The sequence below is a fragment of the Lysinibacillus sp. CD3-6 genome (genome assembly GCF_006351725.2).
Lineage (GTDB): Bacteria > Bacillota > Bacilli > Bacillales_A > Planococcaceae > Lysinibacillus.
The window spans coordinates 608,480-633,352 of the sequence record NZ_CP085880.1 but is presented as its reverse complement, the minus strand read 5'-3'; the positions used below and the strand labels follow the sequence as shown (position 1 = coordinate 633,352).

Annotated in this window: 18 protein-coding genes; 7 read left to right on the top strand and 11 right to left on the bottom strand. The window is 38.2% G+C overall.

The features are described 5' to 3' along the window. Positions 1 to 156 precede the first annotated feature (156 nt). The 3 genes from FH508_RS02905 to FH508_RS02895 all read left to right on the top strand — a co-directional run bounded on the left by FH508_RS02905 (position 157) and on the right by FH508_RS02895 (position 5,531). The gene (locus tag FH508_RS02905) at positions 157 to 3,513 is read left to right on the top strand and encodes an S-layer homology domain-containing protein (RefSeq protein ID WP_228134363.1); all 3,357 of its coding nucleotides are present in this window, start codon (positions 157 to 159) and stop codon (positions 3,511 to 3,513) included. Between the two features lie 272 nt (positions 3,514 to 3,785). Next, positions 3,786 to 4,625, top strand: a complete 840-nt coding sequence (locus tag FH508_RS02900; protein ID WP_228134362.1) for a helix-turn-helix domain-containing protein — start codon at positions 3,786 to 3,788, stop codon at positions 4,623 to 4,625. Positions 4,626 to 4,640: 15 nt separating this feature from the next. Then, on the top strand, positions 4,641 to 5,531 hold the full coding sequence (locus tag FH508_RS02895; RefSeq protein ID WP_228134361.1) for a tyrosine-type recombinase/integrase: 891 nt from the start codon (positions 4,641 to 4,643) through the stop codon (positions 5,529 to 5,531). Positions 5,532 to 5,709: 178 nt separating this feature from the next. Here FH508_RS02895 and tnpA read toward each other — a convergent pair whose 3' ends face one another. The 6 genes from tnpA to FH508_RS02865 all read right to left on the bottom strand — a co-directional run bounded on the left by tnpA (position 5,710) and on the right by FH508_RS02865 (position 14,601). Then, positions 5,710 to 6,162: an IS200/IS605 family transposase gene (gene tnpA / locus FH508_RS02890; RefSeq protein ID WP_228134360.1), complete on the bottom strand. Its 453-nt coding sequence runs from the start codon at positions 6,160 to 6,162 to the stop codon at positions 5,710 to 5,712. Positions 6,163 to 6,992: 830 nt separating this feature from the next. Beyond that, positions 6,993 to 10,400, bottom strand: coding sequence for an S-layer homology domain-containing protein (locus FH508_RS02885; RefSeq protein ID WP_228134359.1), 3,408 nt, complete (start codon positions 10,398 to 10,400; stop codon positions 6,993 to 6,995). Positions 10,401 to 10,861: 461 nt separating this feature from the next. Further along, the gene (locus tag FH508_RS02880; RefSeq protein ID WP_173478584.1) at positions 10,862 to 11,578 is read right to left on the bottom strand and encodes a WecB/TagA/CpsF family glycosyltransferase; all 717 of its coding nucleotides are present in this window, start codon (positions 11,576 to 11,578) and stop codon (positions 10,862 to 10,864) included. Beyond that, entirely contained in the window at positions 11,575 to 12,846 is a 1,272-nt protein-coding gene (locus FH508_RS02875) for a nucleotide sugar dehydrogenase (RefSeq protein ID WP_173478585.1), read from the bottom strand. Before FH508_RS02875 ends, FH508_RS02880 begins: the two co-directional genes overlap by 4 nt. 249 nt (positions 12,847 to 13,095) lie before the next feature. Next, positions 13,096 to 13,944: a flagellin N-terminal helical domain-containing protein gene (locus FH508_RS02870; RefSeq protein ID WP_173478586.1), complete on the bottom strand. Its 849-nt coding sequence runs from the start codon at positions 13,942 to 13,944 to the stop codon at positions 13,096 to 13,098. Positions 13,945 to 14,136: 192 nt separating this feature from the next. After that, complete coding sequence (locus FH508_RS02865) at positions 14,137 to 14,601, bottom strand: transcriptional regulator (protein WP_173478587.1); 465 nt, start codon at positions 14,599 to 14,601, stop codon at positions 14,137 to 14,139. A gap of 227 nt (positions 14,602 to 14,828) precedes the next feature. On the opposite strand from FH508_RS02865, the gene FH508_RS02860 reads away from it, so the two are divergent. Both FH508_RS02860 and FH508_RS02855 read left to right on the top strand, forming a co-directional pair. Beyond that, positions 14,829 to 16,403: a hypothetical protein gene (locus FH508_RS02860; protein WP_173478588.1), complete on the top strand. Its 1,575-nt coding sequence runs from the start codon at positions 14,829 to 14,831 to the stop codon at positions 16,401 to 16,403. Beyond that, the gene (locus FH508_RS02855) at positions 16,400 to 19,171 is read left to right on the top strand and encodes a DEAD/DEAH box helicase (RefSeq protein WP_173478589.1); all 2,772 of its coding nucleotides are present in this window, start codon (positions 16,400 to 16,402) and stop codon (positions 19,169 to 19,171) included. Before FH508_RS02860 ends, FH508_RS02855 begins: the two co-directional genes overlap by 4 nt. A 267-nt stretch (positions 19,172 to 19,438) precedes the next feature. On the opposite strand, the gene FH508_RS02850 is transcribed toward FH508_RS02855, so the two are convergent. Further along, positions 19,439 to 19,861: a single-stranded DNA-binding protein gene (locus FH508_RS02850; protein WP_139860761.1), complete on the bottom strand. Its 423-nt coding sequence runs from the start codon at positions 19,859 to 19,861 to the stop codon at positions 19,439 to 19,441. Between the two features lie 300 nt (positions 19,862 to 20,161). Between FH508_RS02850 and FH508_RS02845 the strand changes: the two genes are divergently transcribed. Together FH508_RS02845 and FH508_RS02840 are read left to right on the top strand one after the other, a co-directional pair. Continuing rightward, entirely contained in the window at positions 20,162 to 20,587 is a 426-nt protein-coding gene (locus tag FH508_RS02845; RefSeq protein WP_173478590.1) for a YwpF family protein, read from the top strand. A gap of 93 nt (positions 20,588 to 20,680) precedes the next feature. After that, on the top strand, positions 20,681 to 21,652 hold the full coding sequence (locus FH508_RS02840; RefSeq protein ID WP_173478591.1) for a nuclease-related domain-containing protein: 972 nt from the start codon (positions 20,681 to 20,683) through the stop codon (positions 21,650 to 21,652). Between the two features lie 1,187 nt (positions 21,653 to 22,839). Here the strand turns inward: FH508_RS02840 and FH508_RS02835 are convergent. The 4 genes from FH508_RS02835 to FH508_RS02820 form a co-directional block, all read right to left on the bottom strand. Beyond that, a complete protein-coding gene (locus FH508_RS02835) occupies positions 22,840 to 23,229 on the bottom strand; it encodes a hypothetical protein (RefSeq protein ID WP_173478592.1) in 390 nt (129 codons plus the stop codon). Positions 23,230 to 23,338: 109 nt separating this feature from the next. Continuing rightward, positions 23,339 to 23,722, bottom strand: coding sequence for a hypothetical protein (locus FH508_RS02830; RefSeq protein WP_173478593.1), 384 nt, complete (start codon positions 23,720 to 23,722; stop codon positions 23,339 to 23,341). Between the two features lie 159 nt (positions 23,723 to 23,881). Next, on the bottom strand, positions 23,882 to 24,325 hold the full coding sequence (gene fabZ, locus FH508_RS02825; protein WP_173478594.1) for a 3-hydroxyacyl-ACP dehydratase FabZ: 444 nt from the start codon (positions 24,323 to 24,325) through the stop codon (positions 23,882 to 23,884). A 225-nt stretch (positions 24,326 to 24,550) separates the two neighbouring features. Beyond that, positions 24,551 to 24,835, bottom strand: a complete 285-nt coding sequence (locus FH508_RS02820; RefSeq protein ID WP_173478595.1) for a DNA-directed RNA polymerase subunit beta — start codon at positions 24,833 to 24,835, stop codon at positions 24,551 to 24,553. Positions 24,836 to 24,873: the final 38 nt, after the last annotated feature.

Here is a 24,873-nt window from a genome sequence, read left to right as displayed (position 1 = left end):
AAATCCGCCGCTAGACTTCTCCTATATTCCATACATAAATTAGCTATAGAAAGAATAGTACGATCTTTTAAAGAATCATTTATATGTAGTTGTTTATTTACTACATAACTATGTAGTAGAGACATAATTTTTGAACTTAGAGGAGGAAATTTTTCTATGGCTAACCAACCAAAGAAATACAAAAAATTCGTAGCGACGGCAGCAACGGCTACATTAGTAGCATCTGCTATCGTACCAGTGGCTTCTGCAGCAGGATTTTCAGATGTAGCAGGTAACGACCACGAGGTAGCAATCAATGCACTATCTGACGCAGGTATCATCAATGGATACGCTGACGGCTCATTCAAACCAAACCAAACAATTAACCGCGGTCAAGTGGTTAAATTATTAGGTCGTTATTTAGAAGCACAAGGCCAAGAAATTCCAGCTGACTGGAATACAAAACAACGCTTCAACGATCTACCAACATCAGCTGAAGCTGAATTAGTAAAATATGCTGCACTTGCTAAAGATGCAGGCGTATTCGCTGGTTCAAATGGTAACTTAAACCATACACAAACTATGCAACGTCAACAAATGGCAGTAGTTTTAGTACGTGCTATTAAAGAAATCGCTGGCGTAGACTTAGTTGCTGACTACAAAAAAGCTGGTTTCGTAACTGAAATCTCTGACCTAGAAAAAGCTTACTCTGCTGAACAACGCAATGCGATCGTTGCTTTAGAATACGCTGGTATCACTAACGTATCTAACTTCAACCCAGGTAACAGCGTAACTCGCGGACAATTCGCTTCATTCTTATACCGCACAATCGAAAACGTTATTAACACTCCTGAAGCTGGTGTTGCTGCAGTTAAAGCTATCAACAACACAACTGTTGAAGTGACATTCGACGAAGAAGTGGACAACGTACAAGCTCTTAACTTCTTAATCTCTGATCTTGAAGTTAAAAACGCTGCTGTTAAACAAACAAACAAAAAAGTTGTTGTTTTAACAACTGCTGCTCAAACAGCTGACAAAGAGTACACTGTATCTCTTGGCGAAGACAAAATCGGTACATTCAAAGGTATCGCTGCTGTAATCCCAACTAAAGTTGATTTAGTTGAAAAATCAGTACAAGGTAAACTTGGCCAACAAGTAACTGTTAAAGCACAAGTAACTGTTGCTGAAGGTCAATCTAAAGCTGGTATTCCTGTGACTTTCTTCATCCCTGGTTCTACGAACGGTGTGAAAACTCCAGTAACAGCTGAGGCTGTTACTGATGAAAACGGAGTTGCTTCTTACACTTATACTCGTTACGCAGCAACAAACGACACTGTAACTGTTTATACAAGCGGTGATCGTTCTAAATTCTCAACTGGTTATGTATTCTGGGGTGTTGATACGATTCTAACAATTGAAGAAGTAACGATTGGTTCTTCTATCAACAACGGCGCGAATAAAACTTACAAAGTAACTTACAAACACCCTGAAACTGGTAAACCAGTATCAGGTAAAGTATTAAACGTATCAGTGAAAGAAAATATTGACGTTACGGTTGATAAATTACAAAACGTTACAGTTAATGGTGTAGCTGTAGTTCAAACTAGTGATAACAACACGAGAGCTGCACAAGTTACAACTGATTCTAAAGGTGAAGCTACATTCACTATTTCAGGTTCTAACGCTGAAGTAACGCCAGTCGTATTTGAAGCGACTCCAGTAACAGTGACTAACCCAAATGGTACAGTTACAACAACTGGTTACGCTCAAAAATACACTGCAGATACATTACAAGCATCTGCTGCTAAATTAACATTCGGTGCTATTCAAGCTGCTTACACACTTGAAGTAACTCGTGATGGTGGCGAAGTGGCAGCTACTGGTGTAATGAACGGTCGTAAATATAACATAGTAGTGAAAGATAAAGATGGTAAAGTGGCAGCTAACGAAATTGTTAACGTTGCATTTAACGAAGATATTGACGGGGTAATCTCTACCGTTACTTCTGCACAATTCGTAAAAATCGAAAACGGCAAACAAGTTTACGATGGGAAAAAAATCACTGTTAGAACAAACGCAAAAGGTGAAGCAAGCTTTGTCATCGCAAGTGATACTGTAAACTCTTATGCTACGCCAATCGTTTGGATTGACATTAATAACCAAAGTGGTAAAGATGCAAACTTAGATAAAGGTGAACCTTCAGCAGTTGCACCAATTTCATACTTCCAAGCACCATTTTTAGATGGTTCAAAGTTAGTTTCTTACAAAGGTGCTACTCAAACTGACAAATTTGTTAGTGGGGAAACTGCAACATTTAAAGTACAACTTACAAACCAAAGTGGTAAAGTAGTACCGAATTCTGGTTACACAACGAAAGATGTTACGTACACTGTTTACAACACTGGTGCAAATAACGTAAAAGTTGGCGATGTTGAAATCGCTCCAAATCGCGTGCATACATTAGTTGCTCCAAGCGGTGAAATCAACGTTACTACTGTAGATGGTAAATCTTCTTCTGTAAAAGTTCTTGCTACTGGTGTAGCTAAAGAAACGAACGGTAACAAAGAATTTGCATTCACTTCAAAAGAAGCAACTGCAACATTCACATCTTCAAAAGAAGTAACGAACCTATTTACTGGTGATATTCATTCATTCGATACAGAAAAAGAAACTGTCGTATTTACAGATGGTTCCGTTCTAAAAGATGCTGTGAAATACGCTGGTGAAACGGATAAAAAATATGAATACAGAAATATAAATCGTGCACCACTTTCTAAAGATGAGTTTGTAAACATTCTTAAAGGGGCAATTACAGGGGTAAAAGTAACTTATGAAGTGAAAGATAATACGGTAATATTCAATGTTATTTCTGTAAATGCTGGTGGGTCTAAGCCTATAGATACTGCTGGAGGAAAAGCAAATGACACTACTTCTGTTACAACGGCAAAAGGAAAAATTTCTGTAGCTCCTGCTTTAGCCACAGTTGGTGCTACTGATGCTGCTGAAACAAAACTTGAAGCTGTAAAAGCACATGTAACAAAAGAAGTGAATGATACTTCAGTAAATGTAACTGTAGTAGAATCTTCTACAACAGGAACTTATACGGTTACGTTATCTAAAGGAGCAAGTACAGATACAGTAACTGTGACACCACAATTTGGTCAAAAATTAACTGCTGCTCATATCACTTCATCAATTGCAGTGAACAGCAACGGTAAAGATTTAGATTTTACGATAATGTCTACACTTGCTGGTTTCACAATTGCTAATATAAATCCAGATGCTCAAGATGCTCTTGATATTACTACAGGTTATAACAATAATGTAATTACTATTTCTAAAACTTCTGGTGGTACTACTAAAGGTTCAGAGAGCACAGCTTCTACTGAAGAACCTGCTAATATGAAGAGTAGAATTTTAAAGATTCACTTTGAAGCTCAAGCTACTGATTATATTAAAGAGAAATTCACAGCAACTATTACAATTGATGATAAGGGTAACCGTACTACAAAAGTTGAGGTAGCTACACCTTGATAAAATAAAAAAGAATAGTCACTTCATTGGCTGACTAGTTCAATGTAACAAGTGAGAATGAAAACCCATGTCTTGTGTTTAGCAATACATTGGGTTTTCTTTCTAAATACAAATCCTAAATAAAGTAAAATTTTCAATATAGTAAAATTCTAATATCATATCATTTTATCTTCTGTTCCCTCTCAATATGTTGCATAGCTCCAACATTCATTTTTTATAGAAGTTGTAACAAAGGGAAGATAATTTTAATTCGAAGGGAATGAAGTGAAATAATGGAGACAAAACATGGACAAGCCATTGCGCTAGGAAATCACTTAAAAAGGCTCCGCCAAAAGCATCATTTAACGATCGCAGGATTAGCTGATTTATTAGGAATTTCGCATAGTTATGTAGGTTTTATCGAAAATGGTTCAAGAAATGCCTCTGAAAAAATATTGAAAAAGTATGCGGATTTTTTTCAAGTGTCATATGCAGAATTAGCTGAATTACAATTACAACTAGAATACCCTACCCAAATAGAAAATCCTCTTACATTAACAGATGAAATGATGGAATTAAATAGTTTATTAATGAAATTAAATGAGGATTTCCGGTCTTCCATTATTGAGGACTTTAAGGAGCAAATACAACAGACACTTTATAATCTTCTAACGCCATACAATATTGCAGATATAAAAAAATACATTACGAAAATAAAAAATGCTTGGTTTTCTGAATGTGAGGAACCGCTGATAGAAATAAAAAACTACAAGGGCTATATTGCCTTATCGAGTGAGCAATTATATTTTGAATTATATGTAGAGCACAGTGTATTACATGTTCAGCTACTATATTGCGATAGAAAACAACGAACACTTTTTGAAAATTGGTTAGGTGATTGTTCCATCTCCTATCAGACTGAGGAAAATTTACAGCACATTAGCGAACCTCAGAAAATATTAAATATACTATGGTTAAGTCCCAATATGTCCTATCGACAACAATATCAATATTTAGTAACAAAAGAGCTACTTTCTTTGGAGTTAAACTATTGTGATGCAAAACTAAATTGGTTTGTTCATAATTACGATAAGCATAATGCAATGCAAGACATACAAGAAAACATTAGCTAAGGAGCTGAAATCTCTTTGATTTTCCATTCAGACTTTGATTTACCTAAATACTTAAAAAAGTTTCTTCAACATCTAAAAAGAAAGTACTATTCAGAAGAAACCATTATTGGCTATGAAAATGATATAAAAAAATTCTCATCATTTATTTACCAATTATATGATGGTCAAATCTTAACAGATGAAATATCGAAAGATGACATCTTAGAATATCTAGATTTTTTAGGTAACCAAGATTATAAACCTAACTCTATTAATCGGTATTTTTACGGTTTAAAGGCATTTTTCAAGTATCTTGTTATCGAGTTGGACTTTAAAGTCGACCCAACAATCGGTATCTCTACTCGAAATGTTTACGTCCCTTTACCCGAAATATTAGATATAGATGAAATGGCATTAGTATTGTCTACAGCCAAAGAATACTCTGAGTTTTACCATGTATTAATCAGCTTGCTATATTATACAGGTTCAAGAATAACAGCTGCTCGAACGTTGTTAAAAGAAAATGTAGATATAAAAAATAATAAAATATACTTCCCACGCATTAAAGGAGGAAGAGATCTTCATTTACCATTACATCCTAAATTGCATCAAATATTGATAAATTATTTACACAATACTAAAGACAATGGATCAGACTATTTATTTCCATCTCCCGTAAGTCGGAATATGCCAATAAGCGGCGTAGAAATTCGTATCAAATTGAAAAAAATCGGATCACAATGCAATATTACAAAACGTTTAACTCCACATGTTATCCGTCACTGTACAGCAACACATTTAACACTACTTGGTGTTGACCAACATTATATCGCTACTTTATTAGGTCATACCGATTCCCGTTCAACTGCACGTTATCAACATTTGAAAGTAGATGATTTGAGATCAGCTATGAAAAAGTTGAAATGACAATAAAACCACGAATATTTATTCAAATCTAACAATAAATATAACTGATACCACAGCTTAAAACCCACCAGTAAAACTGGTGGGTTTGACAACGCGTGAAACGCTAACTTACTACATCATGTCTCACGACATTCTGAAAGGTCCGCCAACCGAATGCTTTTTTCTGCTTCCAGTTAATTTATTCACAATTAAAAGGGTCAACGATATCATTCATTGACATTTGATCATAGTGTATATCTTCTTGTAATTGTCTTTTGATATACCGATGAATCATATTTCGATTTCGAGCGACTGTATCCACTAAGTATCCTCGACACCAAAATTGACGATTGCCAAATTGGTATTTTATATTAACATGTCGGTCGAAAATCATGACACTACTTTTCCCTTTTAAATAACCCATGAAAGCGGAAACGCTTAGTTTCGGAGGAATTTTCACAAGCATGTAGATATGATCCGAACATGCTACTGCTTCTACAATTTCTACACCTTTTCTTTCACATAACTGCCGTAGTATCCTTCCTATTTCCGCTTTAATTTGACGATAAATTTCTTGTCTTCTATATTTCGGTACGAAGACAATATGATACTTACAATTCCATGTTGTATGTGCTAAACTTTTACTATTCATTTAAACTCCTTTCGTACAAAGTCGGTTGACTAGACCTGATTTTATTGTACGATTGGGGTTTTTTTGTTGTCTATAGCTAAATGGTTTTCGGAACCACCTGCAAGCAAGTGGTTTTAAAAACATAAAAAAAGGAGTAACCACATATATGTGATTACTCCTATGAAATTACTAATTGTAAGAAACAAATTTTTTGGGGAAATAAGTTTCTTATTGAACTACTACTGACTAGGTTCCTTCGCTCCTGCTAGTTTTACCCTTCTCGTATGTTACCATACAAGTCCAAACGGCTAGCAATCAAAACTACTATGAACCTGCTGCCATCTTATTAGTTTCACTGGTGCTGACACACCTCTCCTAATAAGACTTCAAACGTTCCACAACTGCCATCCCTCTTTTTGATTTCCTTAGGTTTCCACTATCCAGGTGTAAGAACGACTGGTTTAACAGTCAATTTATCAATCGCCACTATAGCATTGCATCTATAGGGATGTACAGTGAACTCCTAGCTTAATTTCGCACCGTACACTAGCTTACCCTGCCTACATGGATTCGTCTGCCTAACCATAGAAATCTTTTAAAGAACCCCGCCTCTGTTCACCGAGTACGACTTCACCTGACTTCATCCCTTTTGTGTATCAGCACAGCATTGGATGCAGGAGGATTAGGTACTTGTATATTGACTGTTTACAAGGAAAGGATTTTCACCTTTCAATTAGTAGTTGTAGTTAGAAAGAAAACCCAGTGAATTGCTATTAACAAGACCTGGGTTTTCATTTCCACTCATTTCACTGAACTAGTCAGCTTATAGAGTAACGTTTCGTTTAGTTTTATTAAGGAGTTTGTAAATCAGTATCAGCTAATACTGCTGATGCGTTGCCAGCAAGATCTGTAACTGTAAAGCTTGCTCCTGGCGTTAAAGCTCCTACCGTAGCACCTAAAGTACCTGTTCCAGCTACTTTTAATGTTAATGTAACATTTAAAGTTTTGTTAAATGTAACATTTAAAGTTTTGTTATCAGCAGCAAATGCAACTGCAACATTTGTATCTGCGTTAGGTGTAACTGCAGCTTTTACTAAATTTTCTACTGCTGTACGGCTAGCTGCGTTTAATGCTTCACTAAATACAATAGAAGTATTTCCAGCAAGTGGTCCAGCTACAGCTAACTTAGCTGTTACCGTTGGAGCTGTTAAATCAAATGCTTTATTCGCATCAGCATTTTTAGCAGCTTTTAAGTTAGTAGTAAATGTTTTTGTGCCAACAGCATCTGTAACTGCTAAGCCTGTAACATTAATTGCAGTAGCAGCAACATCAGTACCTGCTGTTAAAGTTGCCGTAAATACCGCTTTATTTGTGTTTGTAGCACCAGTTGTTGCAAGTGTTTGAGTACCATATGCAACTGTTTGACCATTAGCAATATTAACATTTCCAGAGAATGTTAATGTTACTGAAACAGTATCACCAATTTTGAAAGTATCAGTTGAAGTACCTGTTGAAGCAACAGTTACATCTGTAACATAAATTTCATTAGAAGTTACAGGAGCAGTTCCACTACCAGTACTTACGACTTTAAATGTTTTATTGCCATCAGCATCTTTGATTACTGTAACGTTTACTGATTTAGTACCGTTAGCAGCTAAATTTTGAATTTCATTTACAAAGTTTTGAGCACCGAAGACTTCCGCACCGTTACCACCATAGAATTTAGTAGTTGATGAGAATTTTTCAATTGCTTTGTTTACAAATGTTAAGCCTTCAGTTGTAATAGCTGCTACTTCACCAGTGAATGTATCAGCTACTGCAGTAGTTGAAGTAAATGTTGCAGTTGCTTCTTTAGCAGTAAATGCAAAGTCTTTACCATTGTATCTTGCAACTCCAGTTGCTACAACACGCACTGCAGTTGATTTGTTTTCTTCAGCACGAACTTTTAAGTTTGCGCCAGTGTTATAAGTGATTGTTAAACTACGGTTTGGTGATACAACCACTGGATTAGCACCATTTTCATCATATACTAATACGTTATTAGCACCAGTGTTGAATACAGTATAAGATGCTTTTGTAATTGGAGCAGTTCCACCAAATGTTTGACCACTTTGGTTTACTAAATCTGATTTAAATTCAGCCATTTCTAAGCCATCAAATTTAGTTGCTTTTTTAGTGCCTTTATAAACTGTTAATGATGCACCATCTAAGTACTCATCAGCAAAGTAAGAAATAGTACCAACAGTAGTTGGTTCACCTTTGTCTAATTTGCCATTTACAGCATTTGAAGTATTAATATCAATCCATGCTACTGGCGTTGCATATTGGTTTGAATAAGGACTAGAAATTGCAAATGTTGCTTCACCTTTAGCATTAGTTTTAACTGTAATTTGTTTAGTGTCATATCCAATTTGATCGCCATCTTCATCAAATTTAATGAATTGAGTATCTTTTGAATCAGTAGCAATGATTCCATCTACATCTTCATTTAAAGCAACATTCACCACTTCATTTGCAGCAATTTTACCGTCTTTGTCTTTAACAAGAACTTTGTAAACTCGACCATTTTGCCAACCAGTTGCAGCTACTTCTCCACCATCACGAGTAAGTTCAATAGTGTATGCAGATTGGATTGCTGAGAATGTAACTTTTTTAGCTGCAGATTGTAAAGCTGAAGCTACGTAAGTTTTGCTTGAAGTTCCACCTGTAGTTGAATGTAATTCATAAACTACTGGAGTTGCTTCAGCGTTTGAACCTGAAACTGTAAATGTTGCTTCACCTTTTGAATCTGTAGTAATTTGAGCAGCATCTAATAGAGTACCATTGCTTAATTGTAAAGCTTGAACTCCATTAACAGTAGCATTTGCAACTTTATCTGTAGTTACATTCATATTTTCTAAGAATCCAACGTTAAACGTTTTGTTCGCTTCTGGTTTACCAGTTGTTGGGTTTTTATAAGTCACTTTATAAGTTTTATTTGCACCATTATTGATTGTTGTACCTTCTGTTACTTCATCAACTGTTAAGATTTGCTCTACGCCCCAGAATACATAACCGATTGAGAATTTAGAACGGTCACCTGTAGCATATGCAGTAACAGTATCATCTTTTGCAGAGTAACGAGTGTAAGTGTAAGTAGCGATACCTTCATCGTTAGTTACAGCTTCACCAGTAAGCGTTGGGTTAACTGCGTCGTTATTGTTACCAGGAACATTAAACGTTACTGGAATACCAGCTTTAGTTTGACCTTCAGCAACAGTTACTTGTGCTTTAACAGTTACTTGTTGGCCAAGTTTACCTTGTACTGATTTTTCAACTAAATCAACTTTAGTTGGGATTACAGCAGCGATACCTTTGAATGTACCGATTTTGTCTTCGCCAAGAGATACAGTGTACTCTTTGTCAGCTGTTTGAGCAGCAGTTGTTAAAACAACAACTTTTTTGTTTGTTTGTTTAACAGCAGCGTTTTTAACTTCAAGATCAGAGATTAAGAAGTTAAGAGCTTGTACGTTGTCCACTTCTTCGTCGAATGTCACTTCAACAGTTGTGTTGTTGATAGCTTTAACTGCAGCAACACCAGCTTCAGGAGTGTTAATAACGTTTTCGATTGTGCGGTATAAGAATGAAGCGAATTGTCCGCGAGTTACGCTGTTACCTGGGTTGAAGTTAGATACGTTAGTGATACCAGCGTATTCTAAAGCAACGATCGCATTGCGTTGTTCAGCAGAGTAAGCTTTTTCTAGGTCAGAGATTTCAGTTACGAAACCAGCTTTTTTGTAGTCAGCAACTAAGTCTACGCCAGCGATTTCTTTAATAGCACGTACTAAAACTACTGCCATTTGTTGACGTTGCATAGTTTGTGTATGGTTTAAGTTACCATTTGAACCAGCGAATACGCCTGCATCTTTAGCAAGTGCAGCATATTTTACTAATTCAGCTTCAGCTGATGTTGGTAGATCGTTGAAGCGTTGTTTTGTATTCCAGTCAGCTGGAATTTCTTGGCCTTGTGCTTCTAAATAACGACCTAATAATTTAACCACTTGACCGCGGTTAATTGTTTGGTTTGGTTTGAATGAGCCGTCAGCGTATCCATTGATGATACCTGCGTCAGATAGTGCATTGATTGCTACCTCGTGGTCGTTACCTGCTACATCTGAAAATCCTGCTGCAGAAGCCACTGGTACGATAGCAGATGCTACTAATGTAGCCGTTGCTGCCGTCGCTACGAATTTTTTGTATTTCTTTGGTTGGTTAGCCATAGAAAAATTTCCTCCTCTAAGTTCAAAAATTATGTCTCTACTACATAGTTATGTAGTAAATAAACAACTACACATAAAAGTATAGTTGCATCCCTAAAAGTTGTCAATCATATTTTGGGAAAATTACTAATTGGTTTCCGGAAAATAGTGGACATCGAACTCTCTTTTACCATTGTCGGCTATCTGACGCTTTTTTTCAAGTGAAAATATGCAACTTTTCCAACAAAATCTAATTTTCTACCATTCTATTGTTCATATTTTCTAGAATGATCTAAAATAATGGATAATTAAGTTAAATGATAATACGAAAAAAGCTCAAGCATATAAATGCTTGAGCTTTTTTCGCTTGGGCTACCAACCGTTGTTTCCTTGCAGGGAATTCTATTATTTCATAGAGGAAATTCCTATACACCTACAGTCTAACACTTTCAATTTAAAACGACAATACCAATTTTTAAAAATTATTGACGTTTTTGCCTTGCCACTTCCAATAAGAAAAGTGGTAGTGCGATCTGACGCTTGATGCGCTTAGGTTCTTTCATTAATCGGTAAAACCATTCAAGGCCAAACTTTTGGAAAATTTCCGGAGCACGTTTGACTGTACCTGCCAGCACATCAAACGATCCACCAACACCTTGATAAATCGTTGGGTGCAAACGGTCACGATTGGCGTTAATCCAATTTTCCTGTTTAGGGCTTCCCATTGCAACAAATAGTAAATCCGGTTGGGCTTCATTAATACGATCGATGACCTTTTGTTCGTCCTTTTCATAGCCGTCCTGTACGCCAACTATTTTAATAGAAGGAAATAGTGATTCTAGCTTTGCTTTTGCTGCATCGGCAACACCAGGTTTACCTCCGTAAAGGAAAATTGGCTTGCTTCTTTTTGCAGCTTCCTCACAAAGCTTCATCATCATATCGACGCCTGTAACACGTTCACGAATTTGCCCTTTTTGAATTTTTGAGGCAAGAATAACACCAATACCATCTGGAATTTGAAATTCTGCTTCGTTTAATAGCTTTTTTAGTGCTGGGTCTTCTTTTGCTTTGATAATTTTTTCTGGATTGATGGCAACAACGAGCGCTTTTTGTTTGTGTTCAATGCGCTCAAATGCCATATCCATTAATTCATCGTAGCCTTCCGTATTGACGTTAATGCCAAGTACTGTTTCTTTCATCGGTTTTTCGCATCCCCTAGTAAGTGGAACTGGAAGCCAGCCTCTTGCCATTTTTCACGGTTTAAGCAGTTTTTCGTATCAAAGACGATTTTTGTTTTTACAGTAATGTCCGCTGCATCAAATGCTTTGAACTCATTGTGATCTGTTAACACAACTATGATGTCTGCATCTTTTGTTGCTTCTACTAAGCTTTGTGTTTGTGTAGCATGTTTATTTTCTTTAATGTGTGGATCATACGAAATCACATCTAAGCCTAAATTTTGTAGCTCATCAATAACGATTGTTGATGGGCTTTCACGCATATCATCAACGTTTCCTTTGAAGGCTAGTCCAAGCACAGCTACTTTGCCACCTGCGATTTTGTTTTCATTTAAAATTGCTTGTGTTTTTTGTGCTGTAAATCTTGGCATGCTGTCATTTGTATTACGTGACATATGAATAATTTGTGCTTGCTCCCCACCTAGCTCAACTAGGAACCATGGGTCTACTGCGATACAGTGTCCACCTACACCAGGGCCTGGAAAGTGTACATTTACACGTGGGTGATAGTTGGCAAATTTAATTGCTTCCCAAATGTTTACGTCTAATTTTTCAGCCATTTTTGCAAGCTCATTGGCAAAAGCAATATTGACATCACGGTATGTGTTTTCCATTACTTTTACTAATTCAGCTGTTGTTGCATCTGTTAAGTGGATTGTGCCATTTACAAATGTTTGGTAAAGCTCTTTTGTCATTTGAGATGATTTTTCATCAATCCCACCAACAATACGATCGTTGTTCACTAATTCTTCAAAAATACGACCAGGAATTACGCGTTCCGGTGAATGTGCTACAAATAAATCAACGCCAAACTCTAAGTTTGCTTTGATTAGCTCAGGTAGCATAACGTGTTCTACTGTTTTCGGTGGTACTGTCGATTCAAGAATTACTAAATTTCCTTTTTTCACGTAAGGCACAATCGATGCCGTTGCTTGACGTACATATTCTAAATTCGCTGTATTGTCAGGGTTAATTGGCGATGGTACTGCCACAATGAAAACATCCGCTTCTTGTGGTGTCGTTGACGCTGTTAAGAATCCTTCATCTACTGCTTTATTTAGGCGTTCTTGTAAACCGTTTTCTTCAATATGAAGTTTTTTCTCTTGAATACTTTTTACTGCTGCTGGGTTTACGTCAACCCCATGTACTTTTATGCCGTGGTTGGCAAACATTACAGCCGTTGGTAATCCGATATAGCCAAGTCCAACGACACAAATTGATTTCGTCATTCTCTATTCTTCCTTCCGTTTCAAAAACGAGTAGTAAATTTTTATATGGTCATTAAAATGCATTTTCACATTTTTGTTCTGCATTATAGTATACATCTTTCAAGGGAAAGTGTGAATCAATTTGTTATTTTGCAGTATTTTCTGTGTGTGTTTTACATATTGTTGGGTTTATCGTAGGTTTTTGGGAGTTGATTGATTGGTTGTTATCGGCGATTCCATCAAATTCAAAAAAACAATAAGGAATCGCCATTAGTATCTGGGATTCCTTATTGTTCCGCTTTCTAGCAATTTTAAAATGGATTGTGCCTGTTGCATGTGAAGTGCTAGTACATATTGGCTTGCTTGTAACAAAATTTGTGATTTTACCATATTCATCATTTCCTTCGCGATATCAGCATCGCGAATTCGGGATTCCGCAGCAGTTAAGTTTTCTGCTGTATTCATGTTGGCATTATAGGCATGTTCCAGTCGATTTTGATATGCACCTAGTCGCGACCGCTCAGACGATACTCGCTTTAATGCCTCGTCCATCGTTGAAATCGCCTTGTTTGCATCATCTCGTGTTGCAATAGAAGTAGTGTCGTCTAAACCGAGTGCCCCAGACCCCATATCATTAATGAACAGCTCAATGTTTTGCCCCGCATTTGCACCTGCTTGAATTTTGATGCCATTCGTCGAATAATCACCATTTAGTAAAGTTTTCGTATTAAACTCAGTATCTTTAGAAAGACGTTGAATTTCCTTTTTTAGCTCTTGAAATTCCTTATCGAGTTGCTGACGATCATTATCTGTTAGCGTATCATTAGACGCTTGCACTGCTAGCTCTCTCATTCTTTGAATCATGGCATGCGTTTCATTAAGCGCACCTTCAGCAGTTTGAACAAGTGAAATGCCATCTTGTATATTTTTCGATGCCATATTTAATCCGCGGATTTGGGCGCGCATTTTTTCAGATATGGCAAGACCCGCTGGATCATCGGCTGCACTATTAATACGATAGCCAGTAGAAATTCGCAGCATCGCCTTGCTCATTGCACTATAATGGTTATTCATATTATTTAATATCGACATTCCCGTAGCAGACCACTTTCCCAGCATCTTCCCACCCCCTTGCGAACAGTATTTCTATTTATATCGGTGTCAGCCAATTGCTTTTAAGTGCTATTGGTAATAAATCCAAATAATTGAAAATCGCTGTAATTATATCTTTATTAACTAAACTGTTAAAGCACCCGCTTCTTCTTCCTGAAAAGTGGGTGCTCATTTGCTGTACCTTGTATTCAATTTTTATTAACCTCCGAATTGTGTGCTCTTTTGATGTAATAGCTCATAAAAGAGAGCTTCATTGTAGTCTAATAATGCTTGATCTATTAAATAGTCAATATTTTTTTGCTCAATTTCTGTAATTAGCTGATCTATCTCACCAACAGTTGCGGAAGAGACAAGGGGTAACTGTGGCTTTGGTGTAGCGCTTTCAAGAATTGGCGTTAAATGTTCATGGACATTTGTAATGAGTAATAGTTGATAAAGCGGTAATCGAATAAAACGATTTCCTTTTTGGAAAACAAATACCTCAGATAAATTTTCGATTTGTTGTGTATGCAAGTTAATAATCATTTCTTTCCCTTCGATCGGAATGAAATGAAAAATCTCATTCTCTTTTAATATTGAGAAATATTGATAAGCAAATACGAGACGCAATTTATCTCCAGAAATTTTCGTGTAGAACGGCTTCATATATTGAACCTGCATCATCCTTCATCCCTCCTCATTATCTGATTATTCAGATTTTAACATAAATAAACGTGCTTGTTAACCATCTTATGTTCAAATTTTTTCTTTCTGATCATTCAGCTTATCATGTCCGCATTTTAATCGTATAATGGAAAGACAGTCTTTTTTCCTTAATACTACAGATGACATTTTAGATCATCCAAATAAAGCTAAAGTCATTGGCCAATGCAATTGAGAGGAGTGAGGTTATGGCTTTGTCTATTTCGCAACTAGCTAAGGAACATCAACAATTTATACTTGCTAAATTAAAAGAAGCTGAGCAGGATTTACATCCGTCCTCAAGCGAAGACGAGGAACTTGTGCGCCGTGCAGTTTTTTCTGTACGTAACAAATCTATCGTATTTGATCGTTTTAATGGAGCAAGTTCTATATTATATGCAAGCGTACAGGATGTAAGACCTGCAACTGTAGAAATTGATTTTGCTCACGGGACTTTAAGCTGTAACTGTCCCCAACAAAAATGGTGTCGACATCAGGTTGGCGCACTACTTGCTCTCTATCAGTACTTTGATTCGGTCCAAAACTGGTCAAGTGCTTGGCGTTCCCAAAAATCAGTACAGTTAAAATCATTGGCTGAGGAACGAAGCCCTGAAAGCTGGCAGATGATGGTTGATGAAGTAATGAAACGTCTATTACCGTCTGGTCGCATTTTAGAAGGCTACGGACTTTCAGCAATTCGTTCTGATGCATTGGAGCGACTTCGCAAACATATGCCATTTGAACGCGAGTGGCAACCAATCTATAAGCTATTTATAGAGCTGTCCATCTTGAATGCGATTTGGCGTCATTTAAACAATACACAGGGTCATTCGTTAGATTCACCCTATATGAAATACTTTATCGATCAAAGTGTGCAATCATTCGAAAGTATACTGACTGAATTAACGAATCGCTCTCGACTTTTTGCAACGGATCCATTTTATGATGCACTTCAGCAAATCGTCCGAAACTTTTTACTTGAACGTGAAGGGCTATTTGCCAATCGACTACAAATCTACATGCTGCTTTGGGCAGTGCTTTTTTATGAGAAGCCTCGACGCGAACAAGAGCTAATGCTTATTAGCAAGCTTGAAAATTTGCCACCCGAGATTTCTTTACAATCGTTAAAGCTCATATTTTATGTGCTATTACAAAAAGAACAATTATTACAGGAAAGTATTGCACAGGTTTCATTATCTCAGATGCAAGACTTGTTCGAATTAGCTACTTTTGCAAAGCGTGCTGGCGAGTCACATTCACAAGCATTAATTTTGCGTGCGATGCTCCCATTTGCCGAAGCTTTTTTACAAGAAACTGTGCCAGTCGTACAGCGAGCGCAATATGTGCGACAATTCCAGTTATTATATGAAGATATCCAATTGACCGAGGAGGAAGAAACGACATTGTATAGTGCGTTCGGTGTATACGGTTTACAGCCATATTCATTCTTCCTTATTCGAAAAGAACGCTACCGTGATTGGGCGGCATTACATCAATTAAATGTTTCATCGTTTTCTTATTTAGAAATGTGTGGTCTAAAAGATGTGTTACACATAGCGCCTGCAGCAGTTTTACCGTTGTATCATGTTTATGCAATGGCAGAGATTACTCAAAAATCACGTATGAATTATAAGCAAGCTGTACGTATATGGAAAAGTATGCGAAGTGCAGCAAAACGAGCAGGTAAAGTGGCTTATTTTGAAACATACATGCAAACAATCCGTGCAGAATATAAACGACTTCGTGCACTACAGGAAGAGATTGAGAAAGGAAACTTAGTATGATGACATTAGATGCTCCCTCTCCGTTTACAAAAAGACTACAGTTACGCATTGAATCAGCTCAGAATGGCAATTATACGGTGCAGGGCTTTACTGCAAGTGGTACCGCAATAGAGGTAGAGACACTTATTTCTTCATTATTTTTCAACTATGAGGCAAATACTTATGGCTTAATGACCAATCGTACAGAACTTTCCATCGATATTTCTACTGCAGAACTACTCGATATCTTTTCTGCGCGCTACAGTCATCCATTTATCCATTGGCAAGGGATTAATGAGGAAAGTAGTGCGATGATAGAACAAGCACAAAATTTACAGCAATATTGGCAAGATCCTTTACTTTGGTCGCATGTAGTTATTGCAGATGATTTTTCATCGCTATCATTTTCTATAGAAAGTGAAGATTCTGCGTTACTTGAAGTAGCTGTACAGCAAAAACTTGCTCATGCTGGACTTCTTGTGTCGGATGTACCGAAGCTACTCCCATTTTTCTTACGTGGTGGCTGGCCTTTAGAGCAGGATCGACAAGCTGGCGCTGTTACTGTTTCGCTACGTTTAAGTGAGCCTGAGGAAGATTCCGATGTTTGGCTTTTGGAAACAGTTCTTAGTACCGCTTCAACAAAAAATTATTGGACACCTGCTGTTCGTAAAAAATTACTACCATTAGTCGATGCATTACCAACTAAATGGCAGCCATTTGCGCTGGATATTGAGCAACAACAAACACAAATTGTGGAGCTACTTTCAATTGAGGATATACAACCTAATATTTTTATTCATGTTACATTCGACGATTTAGAGGTACGTAAATTTCTACGAGAAGACTTAGCACGTTTACAGGCCCTTGGTTTTGATGTTGTGCTACCAGCATGGCTAAAAGATTTAAAACAGTCAAAAATTCGTGTGCGAGTTAGCACAGGTAATATCTCAACGAAAAAAGTTGCTGGACTTGATGACATATTGACGTTCAAATGGCAATTTTCAATGAATGGTGAAACGATATCAGCAGAGCAATTTAAAAAGCTAGTCGATGAAAAACGAGAGTTCATACGCATAGGGACAGAATGGTTCCGAGTGGATGCCAACTGGATGCAAGAAATGCGCGCTTTAATGCAACAGGCTGAAGATGAAAGTTGGACTGTTCGTGAGCTTTTATTCCGTGAGCTACCTGAAGACTTATCTCCGCTAGAGGAAGAAGAAGATGCTGATGATGCAATGCGAGACGATCCACTTTTTGCCTTTGAGTTACAGCAATCTTTAAAATCTTATATGGAGCAGCTGCACGAAAAGAAAGGTCTTCCACCAGTGCCTGTTCCCCTTTCATTAAATGCTAGCTTACGTCCCTATCAGCAAGAAGGTTATGAATGGCTTATTTTTATGCGCGAACAAGGTTTTGGTGCCTGTCTAGCTGATGACATGGGACTTGGAAAAACCGTTCAACTTATTTCTTATTTGCTACATGTCTATGAAACAACGGATGCCAAAGAACCAACCATCATTATTTGTCCGACTTCAGTACTTGGTAACTGGCAAAAAGAGCTTGCTCGTTTTGCTCCATCGTTGATTGTGCATACGCATTATCAGGCAAATCGGACGAAAGAAGAGGCATTTGTAAGACTTATCGAACAAGAAAAGCCACATGTTATTTTATCAACTTATGGAACAGTGTCACAGGATGCAGAATTTTTACAAGAAATCGATTGGGCAACTGTTGTTCTAGATGAGGCACAAAATATAAAAAATATGCAGACATTACAATCTCGTTCGATACGAAAATTACATGGTAGGCACCATATTGCTCTAACAGGTACACCTGTTGAAAACCGATTATCGGAGCTTTGGGCTATTTTTGATTTTATTCATAAAGGGTATTTAGGTAGCTTCGGACGCTTTAATGAAGAATTTATATTACCGATTGAACGTGATGAATCAGAATCACATAAGCAAAAGTTACGTGCAAAAATTCAACCGTTTTTACTTCGCCGTACTAAGCGCGATCCGAATTTACAGCTTAATTTGCCTGATAAGCAAGAGTCCCATGCATATTGTGCATTAACTGCAGAACAAGCATCACTGTATGAGGGCTACATTTTAGAAACACTTGATCAGCTAGAGCAATTAACAGGCTTTCAAAAGAAAGGCCGTGTCTTAAAGATGCTTAGTAAGTTGAAGCAATTATGTAATCATCCTGCACTGTATTTAAAGGAACCTTTCGAGGATGCTGCAGCGATGCTTACACGATCCGTCAAGCTTGAGCGTATCGTCAACATGGCAGCGGAAATCGTGGATAATGGTGAACAATGTCTTATTTTTACACAGTACATTGGCATGGGACAATTACTACAGCATTGTTTCAGTGAAGTATATAATGTTGATGCGCCATTTTTAACGGGTGCGATGCCTAAACAGCAACGTGACCGATTAGTGGAGGCTTTCCAGGCAGGTGAATTCCCTATATTTATCCTCTCATTAAAAGCTGGAGGAACGGGATTAAACTTAACAGCTGCAAACCATGTTTTGCACGCCGATCGTTGGTGGAACCCTGCTGTTGAAAATCAAGCAACAGACCGAGCATACCGAATTGGGCAAACTCAATTTGTGCAAGTGCATAAGTTTGTGACTATTGGGACGATTGAGGAAAAAATTGATAAAATGCTTGCGCAGAAATCTGCATTATCAGAAGAACTTATTCAATCGAGCCAGTGGTTAACAGAGCTAGACGATGATGAACTACGCGATTTAATAACACTGGATTATAATATATCTTAAAGATGCGCCAAGAGCTAAACGTTCTTGGCGCTCTTTTAATTAGCAACATAACAGTGAACAATGTTTTTCTTCTTTCCTACTTACTTCTAATATTTAGTTGTGTGAAATGTTTATTGCTGTGCGGTCTTCAGCAATAACAGGTATTTTTGAAAGTCCACAGCTCCCCTTTCTCATAAATATTAATTACGGTGCATGCTTAGCATTTTTATAGGAGAATGGCGAATAAAAAATGTTTTAGCATTGCTCCGTATGTATTGCATTAGTCGGTTATACTACTGGTAATTGCAACTCTTTTTCTGGCAACACAAAATCGTTCAGAATCTCCTGATCGACGGATGACGATGGCGGTACTGCACACGCTTTACTATCTGGTGGCTTCAGCCTATAAAAGCGGACATCCTCAACAACTACCTCAGTTATATAAATTTTTGTGCTTTCTTCATTCATAAATGATCTGGACTGAATTCGCCCATTGATCCCAATTAGTGAGCCTTTTCCGCAAAATCTAACGATATGCTCTGCCAGCTTTCCCCATACTGTACAAAGTATAAAGTCAGTTTCCACTTCCCCACGGCTGTTTTTGTAATTGCGATTAATGGCGAGTGAAAAATGAGATTGCACGCGATTTCTTGATAGTTGTCGTAACACAGGATCCTTTGTTAATCTTCCAACCAGTCCGACTTGATTCATCCATTCACCTCCTTTGCTTTTAATTGCTCTCATCTTACAAGATGGCAATCCCCATTGGCAAAAGTCGATTATAAATTTTTGGAGCAATATTCAAACTGAAAATTTATTTTTCACCATTTTATTTTTTATTTGTTGGAATTTTTTCAGAGTAGAAACTTGGTGGCCGTAGGTGAAAGTGTGTATTCCTTAAAAATTAAATTTTGCATATTTAATGAAGTAGTAACGGAACAGTCTCAACAACAACAAGCTGTAATTGATTATGTTATACTAAAATGAATGACCGACTTAGGAGGATACATAATGAAAACATTTAAAATGCTTTCCTTTGACCTTGTCACTCAAGAGGGCATACAAACATTTCCTTTAGTCGATGGCATTATTATTAACCAGGAAAACAGCCATCAATCTTGGATTCTTGAACTGTTTATCGATCGGCAATATCGACCAATTTTTGATGAGTTATTAGCGAATGCAACAGTATTTAATGTGCGAGCAGTTATTTCATTCCCCGACAATGAACCAGCGCCATTTCGGGTTGTCGTTCATACTGTGCAGGAAATTGGTGAACATATCTCTGTGCTTTTAAAAGGTACTTTAAAAATTAAGCGTTCAAAATACGCGGAACAATTACTAGCCGATCTCCTAACAGAGGGTGTTTCACAAGTAGAGTTACTAGACCGCTTCTCAAAAGGTATGAAAGAACGACCAAAACTAAAAAATGATTAATTTTATGTAGCGATACGTTGTTTAACGTATCGTTTTTTTGCTGGACAAGTTTTCGTTTTTGGATAAAATATGGTGTAAAAAGGGGTGAATTACATGAATACTGTCATCCGAGAAAAGCCGTTAAAATTATTATGGCTCGAAGCTTTATTAAGACGACTTCGGGAGCAAGATCCTGAGGCAGGCTACTTTATGGAACAATTTCGAAGGCTTGATGCTGGTTTTGCTGGTGAACTAAGAGTCGATAAAGAATGGGATGAGATAGTATATCCAAATACTTTTTTCGTATTGCATAATTTATTGCTTGCAAATACAGCCAATCACTTTCATCAACTTGATACACTCTTTATTTGCAAGCATTTCATATTAGTTGTGGAAATTAAGAATATTAACGGAAAGCTAGACTTTGATGGTACTACATATCAATGTACACGAACAAAACCTGATGGAACAGTAGAAGGCTTTCCAAATGCTATTACTCAAATTCAACGTCATATTCGATTTATTAAAATTATTTCTAAAAATTATTCTCTCCCTATTGAAGGTGCTGTTATTTTTTCTAATCCTTCCGCAATCATTGTAAACCATCCGAATACTGTTCCTATTTTCCATGTATCCGGACTCCAGAGTCATATTCAAAGTCTATTAAAAAAATACACCAAACCCATATTAACGGATGAGCAACTAACCCGTTTTGTGCAGCTCATTCGTGCTCAACATCAACCCCAAAAGTTATTGACCCGTATAGATTCTTCGCGCTTCCGTCACGGAGTACTTTGTCCAAAATGCAACTATAAAAATCAAATGTTGTATTATCGAGGCATTTGGAAATGTTCAGTATGTCGACATAATAGCGTAGAGATTTTTGCAGAGGCGCTACAAGATTATCAATTGCTTGTGAGTCGGACTATAACCAATAGTCAATTGCGTACATTCTTTAGGATTGAATCGAGTGATGCAGCAAATCGCTTGTTGCGAAAATTTCATTTCCCTAGCATTGGTACAACTAAAAATCGCGTCTACCATCTCCCAGATAATTTAACAAAATATATGAAGCAATTCTTTTGACCAAATCTTATGCGGAGGTCCGCATAAGATTTTTTTGAGGTGTACTTCATACATAGCGGAATTCTACCTCTGCTCCGCGGAATCCTACCCCTGCTTCGCGGAATCTCTCCTCTGCTCCGCGGAATCCTACCCCTGCTCCGCGGAATCCTACCCCTGCTTCGCGGAATCTCTCCTCTGCTCCGCGGAATCACACCTCTGCTTCGCGGAATCCTACCCCTGTTCCGCGGAATCTCACCTCTGCTTCGCGGAATCCTACCCCTGTTCCGCGGAATCACGGCCCTGCTTCGCGGGAATCCTACCCTCACATCTGCTTCGCGGAATCCTACCCCTGCTCCGCGGAATCCTTCCTCTGCTCCGCGGAATCCTACCTCTGCTTCGCGGAATCTCACCCTTGCTTCGCGGGAATCCTACCCTCACATCTGCTTCGCGGATTCTCACCTCTGCTCCGCGGAATCATACTATTGCTCCGCGGAATCACACCCTCGCCCCTGCTCCGCGGAATCACACCCTTGCTTCGCGGGAATCCTACCCTCACATCTGCTCCGCGGAATCCTACCTCTGCTTCGCGGAATCCTACCTCTGCTCCGCAGAATCACGGCCCTGCTTCGCGGAATCCTACCCCTGCTTCGCGGAATTCTACCTCTGCTCCGCGGAATTCTACCTCTGCTCCGCGGAATCCTACCTCTGCTCCGCGGAATCTCACCCCTGCTCCGCGGAATTATACCTCTGCTCCGCGGAATCTCACCTCTGCTCCGCGGAATCCTACCTCTGCTCCGCGGAATCCTACCTCTGCTCCGCGGAATTCTACCTCTGCTCCGCGGAATTCTACCTCTGCTCCGCGGAATCTCTCCTCTGCTTCGCGGAATCCTACCCCTGCTTCGTGGAATCCTACCTCTGCTCCGCGGAATTCTACCTCTGCTCCGCGGAATTCTACCTTTGCTCCGCGGAATTCTACCTTTGCTCCGTGGAATCATACTATTGCTCCGCGGAATCACACCCTCGCCTCTGCTCCGCGGAATCACACCTCTGCTCCGCGGAATCACACCCCTGCTCCGCGGAATCACACCCTTGCTTCGCGGGAATCCTACCCTCACATCTGCTTCGCGGAATCCTACCTCTGCTCCGCGGAATCACACCCCTGCTTCGATAAAAAAAGTGATTCCGTTTGACGGAATCACTTTTTGTATTTATGGAGTAGTCATAGTATTACGTTCGTTGACAGTATTGTTGTTTCTATCAACACCGTTTGCATTTGGAACGTTATCATAGCCATTTGAGCCATTTACATCCGCATTTGAGCCAGGTGTTGTTGCTTCAGGCATTACAGTGCTTTCATTTACTGTGCCATCATTTACTGTACCGTCGTTCACTGTGCCACGAGTGTTGTTGTTTACATCACGATCATAGACATCATGATTTCGATTTGGATCTACAACATCTTCCACATCGTTAACACCTTCTCGAACGTCGTTCTTCACGTCTTCCATTGGGGTTTCATTCGCTGCATTGTTACCCCAGTTACAACCTCCAAGGAATACTGTAGCAAGAATAATGGTTAAAAAAGACATTTTCCACATATTAAAAAACCTCCTCTCTTGAGTACTATGTCAGCAAATACAACTTGTGCATTTGTGATCCTACATAGATTGCCCGAGAAAGGAGGGAACTATCCGATTTTTGTACAAACTATTTTTGTTTTTCTTTTAGCAACTGCTCAATATAAGCTGCTTCTGCTTTACAGTTATAGGTATAGTTTGTCCCTAGCTCTTTTTGTAAAGCATCGATTGTTTCGATCTGCTTAGCAGTTGGTTCTTCATTTAAAATTTTTGCAATTACTTCATCGATTTTTTGTGCCATTTCTTCATGGAATTCAGTACTCATCAAAACATCGGCTGGGATTTTTTCGATCCAAGCGGCATTTTCCTGAAAATAAGACTGCCAGCTAGCAATGAAGTCTTCCATAGAAAAGCGTTCTTCTTCCCAACCAATACTTGCTAAGTATGATTCAAAAGATGTTGAAATCGAACGCGTAATGCTAATTTTAACACCTGAAGACAATTCCTTATACATCTATATAATCCTCCTACTTTTTAAAAAACCTAAAATCTCATGTATTTCAATACAATTCCATCGTATTATTAAAACTATACTAATTTCTGTCAAAAAAAATTAATAATAAGAACACTATTCGACAAGATTATTTTATAACTTTTAGCCTATAATTGCAAATTAAGGTTGTTTTGGTTGCTCTGGCCCTATTGCAAATAAAATATCTGCCTCACAAACAAGCTCCCCATCAACAGTCGCAATTCCGTGTCCTTTACCCATTGAACCGCGCAATTTAATGAATTCCACTTCTAATTTAAGCTGATCGCCTGGTACTACTTGACGCTTAAAACGTGCATTATCAATGCCCGTTAAAAACACTAAACGTCCTTGATATTGTTCAGACTTTAATAAAGCTACCCCACCAACTTGTGCCAATGCCTCAACAATTAAAACACCTGGCATCACTGGATATCCTGGAAAATGTCCATTAAAGAAATCTTCGTTAATTGAGACATTTTTGAAACCTACCGCACGCTTGCCTTCCTCTAATTCCACAATACGATCTACGAATAAAAAAGGATAACGGTGTGGTAAAATTGCTTGAATTTGTTCTGCTGTTAACATTTCTTTTCCCCCTCTTGAGTATGTAAGTTGGTTTTTTACATAAAATATGTACCGAACGTCCAATCCTGAGTCCACTCGATTTAGCAAGCAACGAGCTAGCTTGGCCAACAGAATGAGCGTCTCAAACACAATTCGCCGTTGTCTTCATCCAATAGCGCGCATTTGAAGTACAGTTACAGTATTAAACCTTTTTATGTGAAACACAAAGTATGGTAAAGAATATTATTATTCTTTACCATTCATTATGTCAAATATATGCCGCCATGTTTCTAAATTAAAGACATCCATTGCTTTTCCTTGACCAATCACACTGTAGCCAACCATCGTACCTAAAATAGCAGCCACAATGATTAAAACAAGAACAAGTACAACACGTAACCAAATCGGAATCAGCCGTATTTGCACCCATCGAACCTCGCGTTGCTCTCCATTTGAGCGACGTCCCTTTTCTTCTGGTGGCGTATCGGTTTCTTGTGTCGGCACAGAACGTCGACGTGAATCGTTTGTCATAGATATTGTACCCCTTCATTACTTACTCAAACATGTAC